The sequence below is a fragment of the Daejeonella sp. genome, assembly GCF_037719425.1.
Taxonomy (GTDB): domain Bacteria; phylum Bacteroidota; class Bacteroidia; order Sphingobacteriales; family Sphingobacteriaceae; genus Daejeonella.
In genome coordinates this window covers 1-17,904 of the sequence record NZ_JBBJNI010000085.1, presented here as the reverse complement: position 1 = coordinate 17,904, position 17,904 = coordinate 1, and the positions used below count along the sequence as shown (strand labels likewise).

Annotated in this window: 22 protein-coding genes; 8 read left to right on the top strand and 14 right to left on the bottom strand. The window is 40.4% G+C overall.

What is annotated here, in order from left to right; translation table 11 throughout:
* The 9 genes from WKF69_RS12055 to WKF69_RS12015 form a co-directional block, all read right to left on the bottom strand.
* A partial coding sequence (locus WKF69_RS12055; RefSeq protein ID WP_340382181.1) for an NAD-dependent epimerase/dehydratase family protein occupies positions 1-520 on the bottom strand: 520 nt, incomplete at its 3' end.
* A 150-nt stretch (positions 521-670) separates the two neighbouring features.
* Positions 671-1,195: an isopentenyl-diphosphate Delta-isomerase gene (gene idi / locus WKF69_RS12050; RefSeq protein ID WP_340382180.1), complete on the bottom strand. Its 525-nt coding sequence runs from the start codon at positions 1,193-1,195 to the stop codon at positions 671-673.
* Positions 1,196-1,202: 7 nt separating this feature from the next.
* Positions 1,203-1,670, bottom strand: coding sequence for a hypothetical protein (locus tag WKF69_RS12045; protein WP_340382179.1), 468 nt, complete (start codon positions 1,668-1,670; stop codon positions 1,203-1,205).
* Positions 1,667-2,503, bottom strand: coding sequence for a phytoene/squalene synthase family protein (locus WKF69_RS12040; RefSeq protein WP_340382178.1), 837 nt, complete (start codon positions 2,501-2,503; stop codon positions 1,667-1,669). The genes WKF69_RS12045 and WKF69_RS12040 overlap by 4 nt, the downstream gene beginning before the upstream one ends.
* A complete protein-coding gene (gene crtI / locus WKF69_RS12035; RefSeq protein ID WP_340382177.1) occupies positions 2,487-3,983 on the bottom strand; it encodes a phytoene desaturase family protein in 1,497 nt (498 codons plus the stop codon). The genes WKF69_RS12040 and crtI overlap by 17 nt, the downstream gene beginning before the upstream one ends.
* Before the next feature lie 2 nt (positions 3,984-3,985).
* Positions 3,986-4,879, bottom strand: a complete 894-nt coding sequence (locus WKF69_RS12030; RefSeq protein WP_340382176.1) for a MerR family transcriptional regulator — start codon at positions 4,877-4,879, stop codon at positions 3,986-3,988.
* A 188-nt stretch (positions 4,880-5,067) separates the two neighbouring features.
* Positions 5,068-5,469 (bottom strand): hypothetical protein, encoded by a 402-nt coding sequence (locus tag WKF69_RS12025; RefSeq protein ID WP_340382175.1) that lies wholly within the window; start codon positions 5,467-5,469, stop codon positions 5,068-5,070.
* 6 nt (positions 5,470-5,475) lie between these two features.
* Entirely contained in the window at positions 5,476-6,384 is a 909-nt protein-coding gene (gene hemF / locus WKF69_RS12020; protein ID WP_340382174.1) for an oxygen-dependent coproporphyrinogen oxidase, read from the bottom strand.
* A gap of 12 nt (positions 6,385-6,396) precedes the next feature.
* Positions 6,397-7,626: an MFS transporter gene (locus WKF69_RS12015; protein WP_340382173.1), complete on the bottom strand. Its 1,230-nt coding sequence runs from the start codon at positions 7,624-7,626 to the stop codon at positions 6,397-6,399.
* 151 nt (positions 7,627-7,777) lie between these two features.
* On the opposite strand from WKF69_RS12015, the gene WKF69_RS12010 reads away from it, so the two are divergent.
* Genes WKF69_RS12010 through WKF69_RS12000 form a run of 3 tightly spaced genes read left to right on the top strand, consistent with a single transcriptional unit; the run spans position 7,778 to position 10,304 of the window.
* A complete protein-coding gene (locus tag WKF69_RS12010) occupies positions 7,778-8,263 on the top strand; it encodes a DUF4442 domain-containing protein (protein WP_340382172.1) in 486 nt (161 codons plus the stop codon).
* Positions 8,264-8,274: 11 nt separating this feature from the next.
* Positions 8,275-8,898, top strand: a complete 624-nt coding sequence (locus WKF69_RS12005) for an RNA-binding domain-containing protein (RefSeq protein ID WP_340382171.1) — start codon at positions 8,275-8,277, stop codon at positions 8,896-8,898.
* A gap of 35 nt (positions 8,899-8,933) precedes the next feature.
* On the top strand, positions 8,934-10,304 hold the full coding sequence (locus tag WKF69_RS12000) for an MATE family efflux transporter (protein WP_340382170.1): 1,371 nt from the start codon (positions 8,934-8,936) through the stop codon (positions 10,302-10,304).
* Here the strand turns inward: WKF69_RS12000 and WKF69_RS11995 are convergent.
* From WKF69_RS11995 to WKF69_RS11980, 4 genes are all read right to left on the bottom strand, one after another.
* A complete protein-coding gene (locus WKF69_RS11995; protein WP_340382169.1) occupies positions 10,270-10,461 on the bottom strand; it encodes a hypothetical protein in 192 nt (63 codons plus the stop codon). The two genes, WKF69_RS12000 and WKF69_RS11995, sit on opposite strands and share 35 nt — an antisense overlap.
* 67 nt (positions 10,462-10,528) lie before the next feature.
* Positions 10,529-10,678, bottom strand: a complete 150-nt coding sequence (locus WKF69_RS11990) for a hypothetical protein (RefSeq protein ID WP_340382168.1) — start codon at positions 10,676-10,678, stop codon at positions 10,529-10,531.
* 172 nt (positions 10,679-10,850) lie between these two features.
* The gene (locus WKF69_RS11985; RefSeq protein WP_340382167.1) at positions 10,851-11,459 is read right to left on the bottom strand and encodes a DNA-3-methyladenine glycosylase; all 609 of its coding nucleotides are present in this window, start codon (positions 11,457-11,459) and stop codon (positions 10,851-10,853) included.
* On the bottom strand, positions 11,449-11,931 hold the full coding sequence (locus WKF69_RS11980; RefSeq protein ID WP_340382166.1) for a GAF domain-containing protein: 483 nt from the start codon (positions 11,929-11,931) through the stop codon (positions 11,449-11,451). The genes WKF69_RS11985 and WKF69_RS11980 overlap by 11 nt, the downstream gene beginning before the upstream one ends.
* 82 nt (positions 11,932-12,013) lie before the next feature.
* On the opposite strand from WKF69_RS11980, the gene WKF69_RS11975 reads away from it, so the two are divergent.
* The 3 genes from WKF69_RS11975 to WKF69_RS11965 all read left to right on the top strand — a co-directional run bounded on the left by WKF69_RS11975 (position 12,014) and on the right by WKF69_RS11965 (position 13,875).
* Positions 12,014-12,799 (top strand): DUF3291 domain-containing protein, encoded by a 786-nt coding sequence (locus WKF69_RS11975; protein ID WP_340382165.1) that lies wholly within the window; start codon positions 12,014-12,016, stop codon positions 12,797-12,799.
* A complete protein-coding gene (locus tag WKF69_RS11970) occupies positions 12,796-13,044 on the top strand; it encodes a hypothetical protein (protein ID WP_340382164.1) in 249 nt (82 codons plus the stop codon). The genes WKF69_RS11975 and WKF69_RS11970 overlap by 4 nt, the downstream gene beginning before the upstream one ends.
* Positions 13,045-13,344: 300 nt before the next feature.
* Positions 13,345-13,875, top strand: a complete 531-nt coding sequence (locus WKF69_RS11965; protein ID WP_340382163.1) for a DUF6580 family putative transport protein — start codon at positions 13,345-13,347, stop codon at positions 13,873-13,875.
* A 47-nt stretch (positions 13,876-13,922) separates the two neighbouring features.
* On the opposite strand, the gene WKF69_RS11960 is transcribed toward WKF69_RS11965, so the two are convergent.
* Positions 13,923-14,612, bottom strand: coding sequence for an NAD-dependent deacylase (locus tag WKF69_RS11960; RefSeq protein WP_340382162.1), 690 nt, complete (start codon positions 14,610-14,612; stop codon positions 13,923-13,925).
* A 275-nt stretch (positions 14,613-14,887) separates the two neighbouring features.
* Between WKF69_RS11960 and WKF69_RS11955 the strand changes: the two genes are divergently transcribed.
* Together WKF69_RS11955 and WKF69_RS11950 are read left to right on the top strand one after the other, a co-directional pair.
* A complete protein-coding gene (locus tag WKF69_RS11955) occupies positions 14,888-16,933 on the top strand; it encodes a PAS domain-containing protein (RefSeq protein WP_340382161.1) in 2,046 nt (681 codons plus the stop codon).
* 54 nt (positions 16,934-16,987) lie between these two features.
* On the top strand, positions 16,988-17,904 hold a 917-nt coding region (locus WKF69_RS11950; protein WP_340382160.1), incomplete at its 3' end, for a PAS domain-containing sensor histidine kinase.

Below are 17,904 nucleotides of genomic sequence, written 5' to 3'. Positions count from 1 at the left end.
AAACTATCCCAATCCTGAGCTTGATTATCCGGTCACAGAACTTATGTCCTTCATCAATTGCATCCTCCCATTGTTTGCAACACTCAGCCAAAAAACCGATACCGTTCCTGCTTTCTTCAGTTAGCACTTCATCGCCCCTATTGCCATAATAGCCCCCACCGGAAGCGGAGATGATTGTTTCTATACTCTTGCCGGTTTTTTCAATGGTATCAAATAGAAGCCTGGTCGATTTAACCCGGCTGTCTACAATTTCCTGTTTACGCTTCTTGGTCCATCTTTTATCGGCAATTCCAGCACCGGCCAAATGAATTATGGTGTCAATCCCCTCAAGGCATTTTGGATCGATTTGTCCGGTATCTATATCCCAATAAAATGCTTCTGCATTTTTAACTCTTGAAGGGTCACGGGTAAGTATTTTGATCAAATGGCCCCTTTGTTGAAGATTTCGAACAATTCTGCTCCCAATAAGCCCTGTGGCCCCGGTGATGAGTATATTTTTAAGTTTATTAGGCTGGTTCATTGACATTATTACTTGGATAACCTGTTCAGGGTTTCTTCCCGAAATTTAAAAATCTTTCTGATTTTTTCTCTAACAATAAAATTATGGACGAATGTGCCGATAAAACCCAAAGGTAACTGATACTTTACTTCATCCTGCATAAGAACACCATTATCTTTTTCTATGCTCCACGACTTTCTCAAAGCAAATCTTCAGCCATTCCGTATAATTTTCCGGACGAGCAGAAATATCTTTTTCCAACTCCTTAACGGAAATATATTTCCAGTCCATTACTTCATGCGGATCTGGTTTTGGGATCTTATCAGAAAAACCGAAATAGACATGATCAAACTCGTGCTCAATTAATCCATTTTCTAATTGTGCTTTATAAATAAAGCTAAAGGCAAAGCTTAACCTACTCTTGATACCCATTTCCTCCATTAACCTCCTTGAGCAGGCTGCTTTAGTCCGTTCACCATTACGGGGATGGCTGCAGCAGGTATTGCTCCACAGACCCGGAGAATGATATTTGTTCATTGCTCTTCTCTGTAACATCATAGAACCCATGGAATTAAAAAGGAAAATAGAGAAGGCGCGGTGTAATACCCCTGTCTTATGAACGGTGGTTTTATCTAAAAGACCGATCTCAATATCATTATCGTCAACAAGTATTATAAGCTCATCGTTTTCGTTCATCAGTAGCTTAATTATTTTGTTTCAAATAGTAAGTTATAATCTTTTTCAATTCAGCATCCTTAACACGAGCGACAGATTGATGCAGAAACTGTTTGTCTTTTACCAAATCACCGTTATATCCTAAAAATAATGGCACGTTTGTTTGGATCGTATATCTTAAAAAACGTAATTCTACATTGTTATTATCTACCTGGATCGCTTTCTCGAGCATTCCTTTACCTTTTTTGAAATACGATAATTTACTGAACGGATTGAAAGCATGTTTGGCCATCAGCATCGTAGCCCCACCCTTGTATCCCAAAAGTAAAGGATTGTTTTTTTCATTATACGGTTCAAGTTGCTTGATAAGATCTTTACACGTCTTCTCGGAAGAGGTGGATTTATGGAATTTGATTCGTACAGAGTGTGCAGTAGGATCATTTTTCGAATAATCCCAACTCAAAATCACCATAAGAAAACATGCAATCAAATTCATACCCATCTCATTTTATTTTGCACCAGACAATTGATCATTAAGCCAAGCTTTCTGCCATTATTTATTCTAACCCTTTCGGTCAGTACTTTGTGAGCAGGCAGGCTTTTTATTTTATTAAACAGGGTTCTGTAGTAGATATATGCAAGATAAACCCCACGTTTGGAAGTCGAAGGCAGCATTCTAACTCCTTTGAGAGCCATTTCAAAATCTTCCTCAATCTCAGTTTCTATTTGTTCTTTTGACAGGCGGTTAAAGTCCTGGATATTAAAGTCCGGGAAATACGATCTTCCTAATATTTTATAGTCGTCTTTAAGATCTCTTAAGAAATTAACTTTTTGGAATGCGGCGCCCAGTTTCATCGCATATGGCTTCAGCTCATTGAATTTTTCTTCGTCCTGCTCTGTAAAAACGTGAAGACACATCAAACCAACAACCTCAGCCGAACCCAGAATATATTGATTGTAATTTTCAGTGTTATAAGAAACTTTTTCCAGGTCCATTTCCATGCTGCGCAGGAATAACTCGACAAGTTCCAGATCTATCTCATATTTGTTAACAGCATGTTGAAATGAATTAAGTATAGGATTTATCGAAATTCTACACTCAATAGCTTCGTAAGTTTCTGATTTCAGTTTTGAAAGCAGGTGTCTTTGTTCGAATCCATCAAAACTGTCTACAATTTCATCAGCAAGCCGTACGAACCCATAGATTGAATAAATTGCGTCTCTCAATTTGGAATCTATGAAATAAATTCCCGTGGAAAAGCTGGTACTATATGTACGGGTTGTCATTTTGCTGACCTCCACTGAGAGATTATCAAATAGAATCTTCATGTACTTTCTTGTTTAGATGTCTGTGTAAAGTTTCAGCAACGATCTTCCCTGAAATTAAAGCTGGCGGAACTCCCGGCCCGGGAACCGTTAGCTGACCGGCATAAAACAGGTTACCGATCTTTTTATTCCGTATGCAAGGTTTAAGAACTGCGGTCTGCCTTAACGTATTGGCCAGGCCGTATGCATTCCCTTTGTAAGAATTGTAATCCTCAACAAAATTGCTCACGCAATATGAGCGCTTGAAATCAATAAATTCATAAATTTCCTCACCTATTTGTTTTTCGAGCCTCTGGATCATTATCCTGAAATACGTTTCCCTTAATTCTTCGCCATCTTCAAGCCCAGGGGCTATTGGCATTAAAAGAAACAGGTTTTCATGGCCTTCAGGGGCCAACGAATCGTCTGATTTAGAAGGGCAACATACATAAAAGAGCGGTTTGACCGGCCATTTGGGATTTTTATAAATCTCTTTAGAATGGTCGAGCAGATCCTCTTCAAAAAATAGCGTATGATGGTTCAGTTTGTCAATTTTTTTGTTAAGACCCAGGTAAAATATCAGACATGAGGGCGCAAAAGTCTTCTTTTCCCAATATTTTTCTGAATAATTCCTGTGAGAAGCCGGGATCAATTTGTCTTCGACATGGTGATAATCAGCGGAAGCTATAACCGCGTCGACAACTATCTCAGAGCTTTTTACACTAATGCTTCTTACCTTATCCTTTTCTACAATGATCCTTTCTACTGCACTATTAAAATGAAATTTTGCTCCATGGCTTTTCGCTAAATCGATGATAGCTTCGATGACTTTTGCAAAGCCACCCTTTGGATACCACGTGCCTAACTTTAAGCCGGCATAATTCATTAAGCTGTATAAAGCTGGCGTATCCTGAGGCATGGCGCCTAAAAACAGTACCGGAAACTCCATTAATGCTATTAATTTAGGGTTGGAGAAATATTTCCGCACGTGACTGCTGAAAGAGCTAAAAACCTGAAGGCGTAGTGCGCCCTTTATCAAATCCGGATCAGCAAACTCCAGAATAGAAAGGCCGGGTTTATAAACAAGTTTGCCCATGCCGGTATCATACTTAAATTGGGCTTCTTTCATAAACCTCTCGAGCTGTACTGAACTTCCCTCTTCGATGGATTCGAACAATGAATTAAGCTCCGAATAATTTTCCGGGACACTTATAGTTTCATTTTCGGGGAAAACAACGTCGAAAGAGGGAGATAATAATTTCAGATCGTAGAAATCGGAAACCGTATGTCCGAAATCACCGAAGAAACGTTCAAATACGTCAGGCATCCAGTACCAGCTTGGCCCCATGTCGAATACATACCCATTATCGCTAATGAACTGCCGTGCTCTCCCTCCTGCTGTTTCGTTTTTTTCAAAAACATGCACATCATGGCCTACCGATGCTAAATAACAAGCAGCGCTTAAGCCTGAGAAACCTGATCCGATGATGGCTATTTTCGACATATTTAATTGCTAGTTGCTATTTTAATTTCCTTTTCCAACGAATCGATGTCCCGAAGCCAATAAGTTTTCGTCGTATAGTCAACCTGACTAAGCAATTTGTGATTGCCAGCTACATATATTTTGTTTCCCTGGAACAGATCACTTAGTTTACTAAGATATTTGTTAATGTTTTCATGAAGATTATAACGCACCAAAAACAACAGTAAGTACTTTGGGTCAGTATCGCGAATCGCTTCGGATATCGCGTCTGCGGAAACACTACTTCCAAGATACATAACTTTATGACCGGCTTTCCGTATTAAAAATGAAGCAAAAAGCAGCCCTATTTCATGAAATTCGTCTTCCGGAAGAAACAGAAGCCACTTCCCGGAGTTAGACCGCACGGCTGGCAGAGAATCGATGGACCTTAGGATTTTTTGTCGAACCAGATTACTGATAAAATGCTCCTGACCACTTGGGATAGCATTTGCGGACCACATCAAACCTACACGAACGAGCATAGGATGTATAATTATCTGGTATGCCTCCCCCATCCCATACTTAGACAGGGCTTGTTCAAATACCTCTTCGAATCGATCTTCATTATAGCTCATGCCGGCGGAAATCAGCTGAGAAACAAAATATTCCTGTTTTTCATTTTCCGCAGCTTCACTTCTCTCTAATAGCAAACTCGAAAGTTTCTCATCCGGCATTGTGCATAATTCCGAGACCTTATAATCGGTGTCCATAAGGCTCACAATGTTTAGCAGACGTCGTAATTGATCACCGTTATAGTAGCGCGTGTTCTTTTCCGACCTGTCCGGCTGCAATGCATTGTACCTCTGCTCCCATATCCTAATTGTATGGGGCTTAATACCGGAATATTGAGCGAGTTGTGAGATAGAGAATAAATTCATTGTTTAAATTTATTAAAATATATTTAAACAAATTTCGTGTTTCAAAAATTTTACATTCGTCTGAAAGGTGTGTTGAACACCTGAGTAACAAGGTCTGAAAGTTCTTCAAACAAAAAAGCCACGAATTTTCGCAGCTTTTTCAATATTTCGAACTTGAATGTCTTCTTTCAATACCTCATACCTTATACCTATTCCACCTTCTTCCAGTACTCTTCTACAATCATTCCGTTTGGCAGAACACCGCTGGTTGTCATCTTAGCTCCTTCCGTTTTGAATTTGTATGCAATAGTTACATTGTCATTTTGCGAAGGCTGACTACTGAATTTACTAGTTATCAGGATGCTATCCCCTTTGATTTCGTAGCTTCCTGAATTATAAAGTTCAGGCTTTGCTTCTCCCTCGAGGAGATAAGCTTCATAGGTATCAGAAGTATATGTTCTTTGCATTAAAAACTCCGTGGCGGCGTTTCGCGCTTTACCGTTGTATACTCCCCCATCATATTGCCACTTGCCTTCTACTCCATTAGACGAGCATCCGGCGATTAAAACTAAGCAGATGCCCGCTAATGATCTTGCTATCAATGTTTTCATAGGTGTTTAAATCCAGTTAATTCCCTTTTTTAATAAATCTAGCGTTTTTTCTTCTTCTGTGCCTTGTTGAGGGGTAAAATCATACACCCAATTTGCCTGCGGGGGCAAGCTCATCAGAATTGATTCAACTCTACCGTTCGTTTCAAGCCCAAATTTTGTTCCCGCGTCATAAACCAGGTTAAATTCAACATATCTGCTGCGGCGCTGATATTGCCATTGTTTATGAGCTTTAGTATATGGCTTATTCTTATTTCTTTCTATGATCTCAGTGTATATTGGCAAGAAGGTTCTTCCCACGGCCTTTGAAAATTCAAAGATCTCCTCCCAGCCAAGACCAGTTGACTCTGGATTAAGACGGTCATAGAATATGCCGCCTACGCCGCGGGTTTCTGCCCTGTGTTTAATAAAAAAATAATCGTCCGCCCATTTCTTAAACTTGCTGTAGAAATCGTCTTTGAATTCATCGCAGGTTGCTTTGAGGCTTTGATGGAAAAAACGAGCATCCTCATTAATCACGTAATGCGGTGTAAGATCTATCCCGCCGCCAAACCAACTTAATTCTTTTGCATTCTCCGAGACCATTTCAAAATAACGGATATTCATGTGAATAATAGGGATCCATGGATGGTTAGGGTGGATGACAATAGAAACACCGGTTGCAAAAAAGTCATCTTCACTTACACCAAAAGACTTTTTTATGCTCTCGGGAAGCTTGCCTTCGACGGCAGAAAAATTTACACCTCCCTTTTCAAGGATATTGCCATTCTGAATTATCCGGGTACGGCCACCACCACCACCTTCACGTGACCAGAGCTCTTCTTCAAATTTTCCTTTACCATCGGCCAACTCCAGGCCGGCACATATCTCATCCTGAATCTCTCGGTATGCATGGGCAATCTCTTCCTTGGTGATCATGGAACAAAAGTGTTAACTTATTTCCACATAGTCCAGATCCTTCCCAAAAGTTTCCTTCAATTGGTACAAAGCAATGAGCGCAATAGCAATAGAAACAAATCCAACAGTTAGTGCGCTATTAATAATACCCATACTGCCTTTAAGAGTTGCAAAGGAAAGCGTGGCCAGAACCAATGAGCCTCGTACAAAGTTGGGAACAGTAGTGGTAACTGTGGCTCTTAAATTCGTCCCGAATTGCTCGGAAGCAATCGTTACGAAGGTTGCCCAATACCCGGATGCGAATCCCAGGAACAAAGCAAGCCAGATAAATTGCTGAGCGGTCATCCCTTCAGCATTCAGATAAACTACAATGCTTATCGCAGTAAGTATTAAAAATGTTAACATAACTTTTTTCCTTGAACGAAGCATTTGAGCCATAAAACCGGCAACTATATCACCAATTGCAATACCGATATAGCACCACATAATCCCAGTTCCGGCTGAAATCGGTTCAGTCGCATTAAGTTCTTTGCCGAATTCCGGAGAAAATGTAACCAAAACGCCCACAACAAACCACAGTGGGATACCGATCAGTATGCAGCTAAGATATTTTCGGAAGCGTGGGCCATCGTTGAATAACATAAATATATTTCCCCTGCTCACTCCGTCATTTTTAACATTCTTAAACATTCCGGACTCAGCAAGACCAACTCTTAAGCCCAGCAGAAGTAATCCCATGACCCCACCGATTATGTAAGAAGTTTCCCAGGTATAATGGTCTCCTACTAAAGCAGCTGCAACAGCACCCAATAATCCGACGCCGGCGACAATCATAGTGCCATATCCTCTATTCTCTTTACTCATTGTCTCGGTAACCAGGGTAATGCCAGCACCGAGTTCACCTGCAAGGCCTATCCCCGCAATGAAACGTACAACCGCATATGCAGGAACTGAGGTAACAAATCCGTTTGCCATGTTGGCAAGAGAATACAGCAGAATAGATCCGAAAAGCACACTAATCCTTCCTCTTTTATCACCAATGATCCCCCAAAGCAAACCGCCCAGCAGCATCCCGAACATTTGACTATTAATGAGCATGGTACCCACATCCAGCAGATCGGCATCGGGCACACCCAAACCTTTTAAACTTTTAACCCTTATTACAGAAAAAAGGATGAGATCATAGATGTCAACGAAATAACCAAGTGCGGCAACGATTATGATAAGCCTGACGTTTTTTGAATTAGTAGCAGTTTGATCCATACATATAATTTGAGCGTTCAATCTACAAACAAAAATGAAAAACAAAAACAGCCTGAATACATTCAATCAACTAATGGTTGAAGCGTTGTCAACTAAATAACATTATAGTGCTAATATTTCTGAAATCAGACCGTTTTTATGATATTGCTATATGGTTGTTTCCGAAAATCTACTGAAATGGGCAATGAGGTTTTATCCCCCATTATTTTTCCAGCGCATATGGGTGAAGGAATTCGATAAAGGGTTTACCGGAGTGCATGTTAAGATCTCAAAGAGTTTTCTCAATACTAATTACAATAATTCAATCTTTGGAGGGACAATTTTCAGTGCTTCCGACCCGTTTTATGCGCTGCTTTTTGACCAGATACTCAAAAGGAAAGGATTTAAAGTGCGCGTTTGGCTAAAGAGTGCGAATATCCAATATCTGAAGCCGGGAAGAACCAATTTATACTTCAGAATATCTTTGAGTGAGACCGATATAAAGGAAGCCGAAGAGGCCTTAAACACTGTTGGTAAATTTGTAAAGGCATTTCCTTTGGAAATCCTAAATTCGAAAGGAGAACTTTGTGCATCCGTGATCAACGAAGTGTACCTGCGGAATTTGTTTTCAGGTGAAGAGCAGACCGTTGCCTATTAAAAATTATTGCTATGAAGATCAGGAAACTCATTTTAGAGGGTGAAGGTGTTAGCCAGGATTTTAAAAAGAAAATAACAAGCTGTGAAAAAATAGCTAAAACTATGGTTTCCTTTGCAAATAATAAAGGCGGACGGTTACTTGTGGGAATATCCGATGATGGCACTATCAGCGGAGTGAAATCTGAAGAAGAGGAAAAATATATGCTCACCAAAGCAGCACATTTCTTTTGCAAGCCTGCTCTGGACCCTATTTTTGAAGAAGTTTATATTGATGATAAGGTAGTGCTTATAGTAGAGATTAAAAAGAGTGAAATGAAACCTCATTATGCCCTTGGTGAGGATAAGAAATGGTGGGTATACATCAGGGTCAACGATAAAAGTGTTCTCGCCAGCAAGATCGTAGTCGACGTGCTGAAGCGTGAGAATAGCGAACAGGGAGTATTTCTGGAATATTCGTCAAAGGAAAAAGCTCTTCTTGAATATCTAGATGAACACGAACGCATCACATCAAGAGAATACAGCCATATGCTTAATCTTTCCCGAAGGCGGACCCACCGGATACTGGTGAACCTTGTTCTCTCCGGCGTGATAAGAATGCATACCACTGAAAAAGAAGAGTACTATACTGCTTCTTAAATTAACAATCACTTCCCGTTGCTGTTTCCCTTATAATGGTAAAGCGCATATTCTATAAGTACAAACCTCACTACCAGACAAATCTGAAGCTGGCCATCCCCGTAGTAATATCACAGTTAGGCCACACCCTTGTTCATACAGCAGACAGTATAATTGTCGGCCACTTCGCTGGAACCATTCCCCTCGCGGCTGTAGCATTGGTTAACAGCATCTTTATGGTTGTTGTAGTTATAGGGATGGGCATTTCATACGGGCTTACACCCCTGATAGCTCAGGAGAGCGGAAGGAAAAATTTCAAGGAATGTGGTAAACTATTGGCGAACAGCTTGATGATCAATGCGATCGTGGGGATCATTCTTTACATTCTCGTTTATTACGGGTCTCTTGCGATTATTGACCAGATGGACCAGTCCCCTGAAGTCGTTAGAGAAGCTAAGCCATATTTGGCTCTGCTGGGCCTGTCTATAATCCCGCTAATGATATTTATGACGTTCAAGCAGTTTGCAGAAGGCCTTGGCTTCACAAAACAGGCGATGATGATTTCTTTATGGGGAAATCTGTTCAATATCTGCCTTGGAATAATATTCGTAAAAGGCCTTTTTGGAATAAGTCCCATGGGTGTGAGCGGCGTAGGTTGGAGTACTCTGGCTGACAGGTCTATCATGGCAATGGTGATGGCCATCTACGTAATACGATCCAAGCATTTCCGAGTTTATCTCGTTTCGTTCACGATAAAGGCGATCGACAAGATACGTTCTTTAAGTATTTTAAAGATTGGCGCCCCGGTAGCAATGCAGTATACTTTTGAAGTCAGCGCTTTTAGTGCTGCAGCAATATTCATCGGGACTATAGGCGCTGTTGAGCAGGCTGCTCATCAGGTGGCGATTAATCTCGCTTCAATGACTTATATGATGGCCAGTGGTATTTCATCAGCTGCAACCATTAAAACAGGCAATAATTTTGGTAAGGAAGATTATATGACCCTTCGCTTATCTGCCATATCAAGCTACCATATAGTGCTTGCTTTTATGGCAGTAACGGCAATTTTATTTATTGGCTTAAATCAATATTTACCCTGGATATACACTTCAGATAGATCTGTTATAATAGTTGCAGCACAGCTTCTTATCATTGCAGGATTCTTCCAACTGTTCGATGGAACACAGGTCGTGGGACTAGGCGTGCTAAGGGGTATCGGAGACGTAAATATCCCTACACTTATCACATTCGTTGCTTACTGGATAATTGGTTTGCCTATTGGATATTATTTGGGTATAACCCTAGGCATGGGTGCTAACGGGGTATGGTACGGACTTACTGCTGGACTTCTGGTGTCTTCAGGATTACTCTTTTTGAGATTCCAATTCTTTTCTAAGAAGCTGGTTCAACTAATTCATAAAGGATAGATGCCACAGGGATCTTGATTTCATTGTAGATCTCAGACTGCATCTTCTTTAACCTTTCACCATGATCTTCTAAACGATCATTGATATTCATATATCTGATAAGATCGCCTGTGCGGGTATCAATAAACCGGTAACGTGTAAAGAATTGCTTTTCCATAATGCAAATTTACAATAAAATAATTGAAAATCAGCATTTTAACAAATAAAAGTGTATTTTTTAAGTATTAAAAATAGAGGTCGCGTGAAACCCGAAAGGTATTACAGTGAGCATCAACGATATGCCCGATCTTAGGGGAGTATCCCCCGCCCATGCTGACCTGCACCGGAAGACCATTTTCATGACACAACCCTAAAACGGTCTGGTCTCTTACCATAACATCTAAAGGCGAAAGTTTCTTTGGGTAAGATAGGATAACGTTATCATCACCACCAAACTATCGGAATTCAGGATTGAATGATCTTGTTTTCATGTCGTATCTGAAAATTTAAAAATCATAACATAAACTTTATCGAAATGTTTAAATAATTAAACCGAAGGTTAAAAAATCAGATGTGCGGCCGGCTAACGAATTGGTTTCCCTTTACATAAAAACGCCATGGGATGGTTTTATACGGTCCATCGAAATTCATTCCAACTCTGGCTGAAGCTATAATTTGATCATCATCGTAGTGAGTGCTTTCATCAGTAAGCCAGACAGCATCTCCTTGAAGATCTGCGCCATTATGGACCTTTGTAAGTCCCAGGGCATTAGCTAAAGCCCCCGGCCCCTTACATAACCTACGATTCTGATCAAATATACCTCTTCTGATTCGTATAATATCAAGTCCTTCAGTTGGTTCAATTGCTCGTATTAAAGCTGCGTGAGACATTCCATCTGTACCCGTAACAATGTTCAGCATATCGTGGATGCCATAACAGATATACATATAAGCTACGCCGCCTGCGCTATACATCATCTCATTCCGCGTGGTCCGTTTGTCATTGTAGGCGTGGGAACCCCGATCATCCGGGCCACGATAAGCTTCGGTTTCCACGATAATTCCGCCGGTCAATTTTCCATCGATCAGTGAATACACATGTTTGCCAAGCAACTGCCGCGCAACCGACACAACATCTGTCTGCTGATAAAACTCTAACGGCAGCTTACTTTTCATTAAGATCTATGAGGTTAATGATCTCAGTCAAATATTTGTTGTCCGTTTCATCAAATGTGTTTAAATCGGCGCTATCCACATCGAGCACTCCCACAATTTTGCCCGATTTGATCAAAGGAATTACTATTTCTGATCTGGAGGAAGAGCTGCAGGCAATATGGCCTGGAAACTCTTCAACGTCAGGGACAATTATTGTTTTAGCTTGCTCCCATGAGCTTCCGCAGACTCCTTTTCCCATTTTGATGCGTGTACAAGCGACAGGACCCTGGAAGGGGCCGAGTACTAATTCACTTCCTTTCACCATGTAAAACCCGACCCAAAGAAAGCCAAATTGTTCTTTTAAAGCCGCGCTGACGTTTGCCAGGTTTGCGATCAGGTCATTCTCTCCTTCAAGTAGTGCCCTTATTTGCGGTATAAGCGACTGGTACTGATCTTCTTTTGTACCCTTAACGATATTTAAATCTTCAGCCATGCTGTAAAATTAGCATTGACCAGCCAATCGGAAGCAATATTTTTAAGTCAAATTCATCTCTTTTTAAATAAACACCTCAAGAATGAATTCGGATAATTTAACTTTGGCGCTGTACCGCAAAGCAATAGATCAAGTTATGATCGTTTCCCTTACCATTGTAAGATATAAATCCTTTCTCATTCCTCTGGCCTTGCTTGCGATGGCGGTTCATCGTATCCCGCTGGCTTTCAATAAAAAATGTTCTTTCTGGAAATTAATGGGATGCGGAAGAAATGGAACATTTGACCTTAATCCTGACTGGCAGCAGTGGGCCTTATTGGCCGTATGGGATGGTATGGAGGATTATAATAAAAGCTCTTTTATCCAATCATGGTGGAAAAGATTCACTTATGAAAAATGGACCATATTTATGGAACCTTTAAGCAGTCATGGTAAATGGGATAGTGAAGAGCCCTTTACCACCGCAATAGACAACAATGGTTTTAACGGGCCCATTGGTGTGCTTACCCGGGCAACCATCCGTTTCAGCAAACTGAAATCGTTCTGGAACAACGTTGAGCCAGTAGCTAAGCTTATGGAAAAGTCTCCCGGATACATCACCTCTGTCGGGATAGGTGAAGCTCCGGTATATCGCCAGGCAACCTTTTCCATATGGGAAAATATGGAGAGCATGAAGGCATTTGCCTATGGATCCAAAGAACACAGTGAAGTGATAAGAAAAACGCGTCAGCAAAATTGGTACACTGAAGAACTGTTTGCGAGGTTTAAAATCGTTTCCTCCACGGGTTCCCTAAACGGATCAAACCCTCTTCAAAATATCAGATCCAGCAACCAGCAACCAACAACTAAAAACCAACAACAGACATGAGAGTAGTAGCCGAATTACCACACCCAGACTGCAAGATCACCATCTTCTCTATGAATCAGAAGTTCATCATCAAACTAGAGAAAGGCATTTTTGAACAGAGCTATAAACTGGCCGAACTGGATATTCCCGAAGGCGTTAACGGGGTATTTCAAATTTTAGATGCTGAGTTTATGAAAACCGCAACAGAAAGGTTCGACCAAATGAGAGCAGACTTTAATGCAGCTTACAAAAGATACGACGGTTAGTAAAAGCGCGACAGGACCATTCTAATGCGACTTAACGAAGTATAATAGTCTCATTATCAGGTATCTTAGCTTAAGCACAAAATTTAATTCTGGTATTAACACTACAAACGAGCTCAAATTTTAAGGATTGGTAAATACATACTTTTGTTGATAACACATAAAATATTGATATATAATATTTTATGTTTACTAACAAAATAATATTCGGTATTCATATCTAACCAAATAATTGCAAAAATGCCGGAAAATTTATATTAGCATAGCCTTCTAAACAATTGATATTTTTATTATTTTTGGACTATGAAAATCAACTCATCGCGTTTTATCGTTTTAACTTTAATAGTTATTCTTGCGGCCTTCAGCCGTGCCCTCCCACTGGTTATAGATAATACCTGGAATTTTACTGCAGTAGGTGCCCTGGCAATTTTTGCAGGTGCTCAATTTAATGACAAACGTTTGGCTTTTATTATGCCCTTAGCAGCTATGGCTCTTGCAGATATCCTTTTCCTTAGAAATGGATTTAGCCTGCTCGTTTATACCGGTTTTATTGCAATGGTAGCCTGCGGATTTTTGATAAGAAACAAGGTGAATACTACAAATGTAATACTCGCTTCGTTTATCAGTGCTTCAGTATTCTATCTGATCACTAACTTCTCATTCTTTTATCCTGTTACTTTATACCCGCGTAATTTTTCAGGAATTATAGCTTCGTACACAGCCGCCCTCCCGTTTTTTAGAAATATGCTTTTAGGGAACCTGGTGTATTCAGCGGTTTTATTCGGAGCTTTTTATCTTTTATCGAAACGTTATCCAACACTCGCGAAAGCGTAATTATAAATTATAAAAAGCCCGTCTTCAGGATTTGGAGACGGGCTTTTTTATGCCTCAGATTTTAGCAGGCGTCGAACCAATTTTGGCACTCCCACCGATGCTGCTTCAGTTATTCTTTCTACATCTTTTGATACTGATGTCTCGCTCAGATCTACTATGAACTTCAGGGCGTTTTCTGGTACAAGATCAATCAAACCTGCAGCAGGGTAAACCTGTAATGAAGTGCCTATAACAATAAATATATCGGCTGTGTAACAGATCTGAGCTGCTTTCTCTATCATCGGAACAGCTTCTCCAAACCATACTACGTGCGGTCTTAACTGAGAACCTAGTTCGCAAACTTCACCCATTTTGAGTTCCCAGCCTTGTATTTCATAGGTAAGATCTGGTCTTTTATCTGATTGAGATTTCGTAATGATGCCATGGAGATGCAGAATATCGGACGATCCAGCCCTTTCGTGCAGATCATCTATATTTTGCGTGATGATAGTCACATCATAGTCCTTCTCAAGCTTTACTAAAGCGACATGGGCCTCATTTGGTGCGGCTGCGATCACAGACTTGCGGCGCTCATTATAAAATTGCTGAACCAGGATAGGGTCACGCTGCCAGGCCTCCGGCGTTGCAACATCATAAACGTTGTATCCTTCCCATAGGCCTCCAGCGTCGCGAAAGGTTTTTATGCCACTTTCTGCAGATATGCCTGCTCCCGTTAAAACAACTACTTTTTTAAGCATAAATGTGATGAAGATAAATCATCTTGGGGTGAATTAAAGAAAAGTACAAAATCCGTCACGACTTCGCTGTAATAAATTAGCTTAACTTTGACACGTGTATTCAATTTTCAGCTCTAAGATCAGCTCCGTTTAAAGTTTAAACAAAAGTCTTACCGATTCTTTTCGTCGAAATATTGCATCCCCAATATCTATACCTATCTTGTTAATTAACCATTAGGATATATTGCCGATTACAGCTTGCCTCCACTACTAACCATTTCAGTCTTAAATTAATCATGACACATTTTCAGACGCAACAAACTCCCCAATTTTTATCTGGTGGCGGTGCAATGGGCGAGCTAATGCGTACCATGGATTGGTCAAAAAGCACTCTGGGAGATCCCATTAATTGGCCGCAAAGTTTGCGCATTGCGGTTAGTATCTGTCTTAACTTCCGTTTCCCGTTAATCATTTGGTGGAGCAGTGATCTTATAATGATATATAATGATTCCTATCGTGAACTCATAGCAGCAAAGCACCCGAAAGCTATGGGAGCAAAAGGAGCAGATATTTGGCCGGAAATATGGCATATCGTCGGGCCTATGTTAGAGGGGGTTCTACAAACCGGGGAAGCAACATGGTCTGAAGATCAGCCACTAACTACTGAAAGAAACGGCTACCCGGAAGAGAGTTTTTTCACTTTTTCTTATAGCACTATTCGCGATGAAACGGATAACATAGGCGGTGTGTTTTGCGCAGTACAGGAAACTACTAAAAGAGTACTTACCGAAAGGAATCTTACAAAACAGGTAAATAATTTATTGATTCAGGCTCCTGTAGCTATTTGCATTTTTAGGGGGCCTCAATATATTGTGGAATTGGCAAACGAAAACATGTTGCGGTTGTGGGACAGAACATTGGATCAGGTAATTAATAAACCTGTGTTTGAATGCATGCCCGATTTAGGCGGGCAGGGTTTTGAAGAACTTTTAGATAACGTTTATAAAACGGGCATACGCTTTGTAACATCAGAAGTTCCCCTTACTTTATTACGCAACGGTAAATCTGAAGACGTTTTTATCAAGTTAACGTACGAGGCCGTGCGTGATGAAGATGGAATCATATCAGGTGTGATGGCCGTGGCCGATGAAATTACAGAGCAGGTACATAGCAGACAGAAAGCAGAAGATACCAATAAACGCTACTATCGGATGTTGATGGAATCACCCTTTGCTTTTACGGTGATGAAGGGACATGATATGATCATCACCCTTGCAAATGATTTGATGAAATCATTTTGGGGCAAAGGGGCAGACGTAGAAGGAAAATCACTGTTGGAGATTTTACCTGAAATTCGGAATCAAGCATTCCCCGGCATGATTCGTAATGTGCTTACCACCAGCATTCCGCTTTATTTAAACGAAACGTTGGCTCGGTTAACCCATAATGGGATAACGGGAGATTACTATTATAATATTACTTACCAACCTCATTACGAAGCAGATGAAACCGTGTCTGGAGTTATTTGCATAGCCTACGATGTAACGGAAATGGTTCTTACCCGCAAGAAAGTGGAAGAAAGCGAAAAACGTTTTCGCAACCTGGTAGATAAGGCCCCTTCTCCAATTTGTATTTTAAAGGGAGAAGATATGGTACTGGAAGTGGCTAATGAACCGGTCTTTAAAGTTTGGAATGTAGGCAAAGAAGCGCTGGGTAAACCATTTCTGGATATTATTCCAGAAATGAAAGGCCAGCCTTTTATGGTCTATTTATTGGATGTTTATCATAACGGTGTTACGCTTCACGGCAACGAGGAGCCTGCCTATTTTACCCGGAAAGATGGAACAAAAGAAACCATTTATTTCAACTTTGTTTACCAGCCCTATCATGAAGATGACGGAACCATTTCTGGGGTGATGGTTTTAGCTACAGATGTAACCGAGCAGGTAACATCCCGCAAAAAAATAGAAGAAAGCGAACATCGTTATCAGGAGATGATATTTTCCTCCCCATCATTGATAGCTATTTTAAAAGGGGAAGAAATGATTATCGACATAGCCAACGATGCTATTTTAGAAACTTGGGGAAAAGGAAAAAACGTGGTCGGCAAGCCATTGTTAACCGCTTTGCCAGAACTGGTTGGACATGGATTTGATGATTTATTTCACAATGTTTATTCAAGCGGGAAACCCCATTTTGCTTACGAAATGCCAGTTTATTTTTTGCGGAATGGCCAAAAGGAATTATCCTATTATACCTTTACCTATCAGGCGCAAAGAGATACCGAGGGAAATATAAATGGCGTGGCGGTTATCGGCAGAGAAGTAACCCCAGAGGCATAATTAAACCAGAAGATAAAAGAAAGTGAAGAGCGGTTTAGGCAGATGGCTAATTTAATGCCTGCCAAAATAACTAACGCAGACCCAGCCGGAGGTGTAACTTACTGTAATAACAATTGGCTGAATTTTTCGGGGGGTACTTTTGAAGAATTTAGAGATTTTGGATATCACAACATCATGCATCCCGATGAAATAAGCGAATTTCAAGAACGCTTTCTAAAAGCTGCTGAAACGGGTACCGAATTAGAAATGGAAATGCGCTTTAAAAATCAAGCTGGTGAATATAAATGGCATTTAAACCGTGCAGCACCGGTGATAGATGAAACAGGAAATATTCAAATGTGGATTGGAGTTACAACCGAAATACAAAAGGCAAAAGAAGAAGAACACCGTAAAAGCGAATTTTTGAAAATGGTGAGCCACGAGCTTAAAACACCTATTACATCTATAAAGGGATATGTACAGATGTTGCTACGAATGCTCCAAAAAGAGGAAGAAAAGCAATCTTCTTCTTTACTTCTAAAGCCTCCTTTACTCCGCATCGATGCGCAGGTATTGCGATTAACCAGGCTGGTTTCTGACATCCTGGATCTTTCACGTCTAGAAGAAAGTAAGCTTGAATTGCATATACAAAAATTTCGGATTATAGATGTAGTCCAAGAAACGGTGCAGGACATTCTACACTCCAATTCAAACCATACCATTCAAATAGTTAACGATTTTGATTGTGAAATTTACGCTGATAAAGATAGAATTGGGCAGGTTATCATTAATTTTATAACGAATGCTATCAAATATTCACCAAACAATAATAACATAGAAGTACGGATACATAAGCTTGAAAAAAATGAAGTTGCTGTAAGCGTAAAAGATTTTGGAATTGGTATTAGCATCGAAGATCAACAAAAAATATTTGACCGGTTTTATCGTGTGGAAGGAAAAAATGAAAATGTTTTTGCAGGTTTTGGTATCGG

Bases quoted from the DNA above. Each gene is read 5' to 3' on its own strand.
- idi (WP_340382180.1), bottom strand. From the start codon at position 1,195: ATGAACGAAAACGATGAGCTTATAATACTTGTTGACGATAATGATATT.
- WKF69_RS12045 (WP_340382179.1), bottom strand. From the start codon at position 1,670: ATGAATTTGATTGCATGTTTTCTTATGGTGATTTTGAGTTGGGATTAT.
- WKF69_RS12040 (WP_340382178.1), bottom strand. From the start codon at position 2,503: ATGAAGATTCTATTTGATAATCTCTCAGTGGAGGTCAGCAAAATGACA.
- crtI (WP_340382177.1), bottom strand. From the start codon at position 3,983: ATGTCGAAAATAGCCATCATCGGATCAGGTTTCTCAGGCTTAAGCGCT.
- WKF69_RS12030 (WP_340382176.1), bottom strand. From the start codon at position 4,879: ATGAATTTATTCTCTATCTCACAACTCGCTCAATATTCCGGTATTAAG.
- WKF69_RS12025 (WP_340382175.1), bottom strand. From the start codon at position 5,469: ATGAAAACATTGATAGCAAGATCATTAGCGGGCATCTGCTTAGTTTTA.
- hemF (WP_340382174.1), bottom strand. From the start codon at position 6,384: ATGATCACCAAGGAAGAGATTGCCCATGCATACCGAGAGATTCAGGAT.
- WKF69_RS12015 (WP_340382173.1), bottom strand. From the start codon at position 7,626: ATGGATCAAACTGCTACTAATTCAAAAAACGTCAGGCTTATCATAATC.
- WKF69_RS12010 (WP_340382172.1), top strand. From the start codon at position 7,778: ATGGTTGTTTCCGAAAATCTACTGAAATGGGCAATGAGGTTTTATCCC.
- WKF69_RS12005 (WP_340382171.1), top strand. From the start codon at position 8,275: ATGAAGATCAGGAAACTCATTTTAGAGGGTGAAGGTGTTAGCCAGGAT.
- WKF69_RS12000 (WP_340382170.1), top strand. From the start codon at position 8,934: ATGGTAAAGCGCATATTCTATAAGTACAAACCTCACTACCAGACAAAT.
- WKF69_RS11995 (WP_340382169.1), bottom strand. From the start codon at position 10,461: ATGGAAAAGCAATTCTTTACACGTTACCGGTTTATTGATACCCGCACA.
- WKF69_RS11990 (WP_340382168.1), bottom strand. From the start codon at position 10,678: ATGGTAAGAGACCAGACCGTTTTAGGGTTGTGTCATGAAAATGGTCTT.
- WKF69_RS11985 (WP_340382167.1), bottom strand. From the start codon at position 11,459: ATGAAAAGTAAGCTGCCGTTAGAGTTTTATCAGCAGACAGATGTTGTG.
- WKF69_RS11980 (WP_340382166.1), bottom strand. From the start codon at position 11,931: ATGGCTGAAGATTTAAATATCGTTAAGGGTACAAAAGAAGATCAGTAC.
- WKF69_RS11975 (WP_340382165.1), top strand. From the start codon at position 12,014: ATGAATTCGGATAATTTAACTTTGGCGCTGTACCGCAAAGCAATAGAT.
- WKF69_RS11970 (WP_340382164.1), top strand. From the start codon at position 12,796: ATGAGAGTAGTAGCCGAATTACCACACCCAGACTGCAAGATCACCATC.
- WKF69_RS11965 (WP_340382163.1), top strand. From the start codon at position 13,345: ATGAAAATCAACTCATCGCGTTTTATCGTTTTAACTTTAATAGTTATT.
- WKF69_RS11960 (WP_340382162.1), bottom strand. From the start codon at position 14,612: ATGCTTAAAAAAGTAGTTGTTTTAACGGGAGCAGGCATATCTGCAGAA.
- WKF69_RS11955 (WP_340382161.1), top strand. From the start codon at position 14,888: ATGACACATTTTCAGACGCAACAAACTCCCCAATTTTTATCTGGTGGC.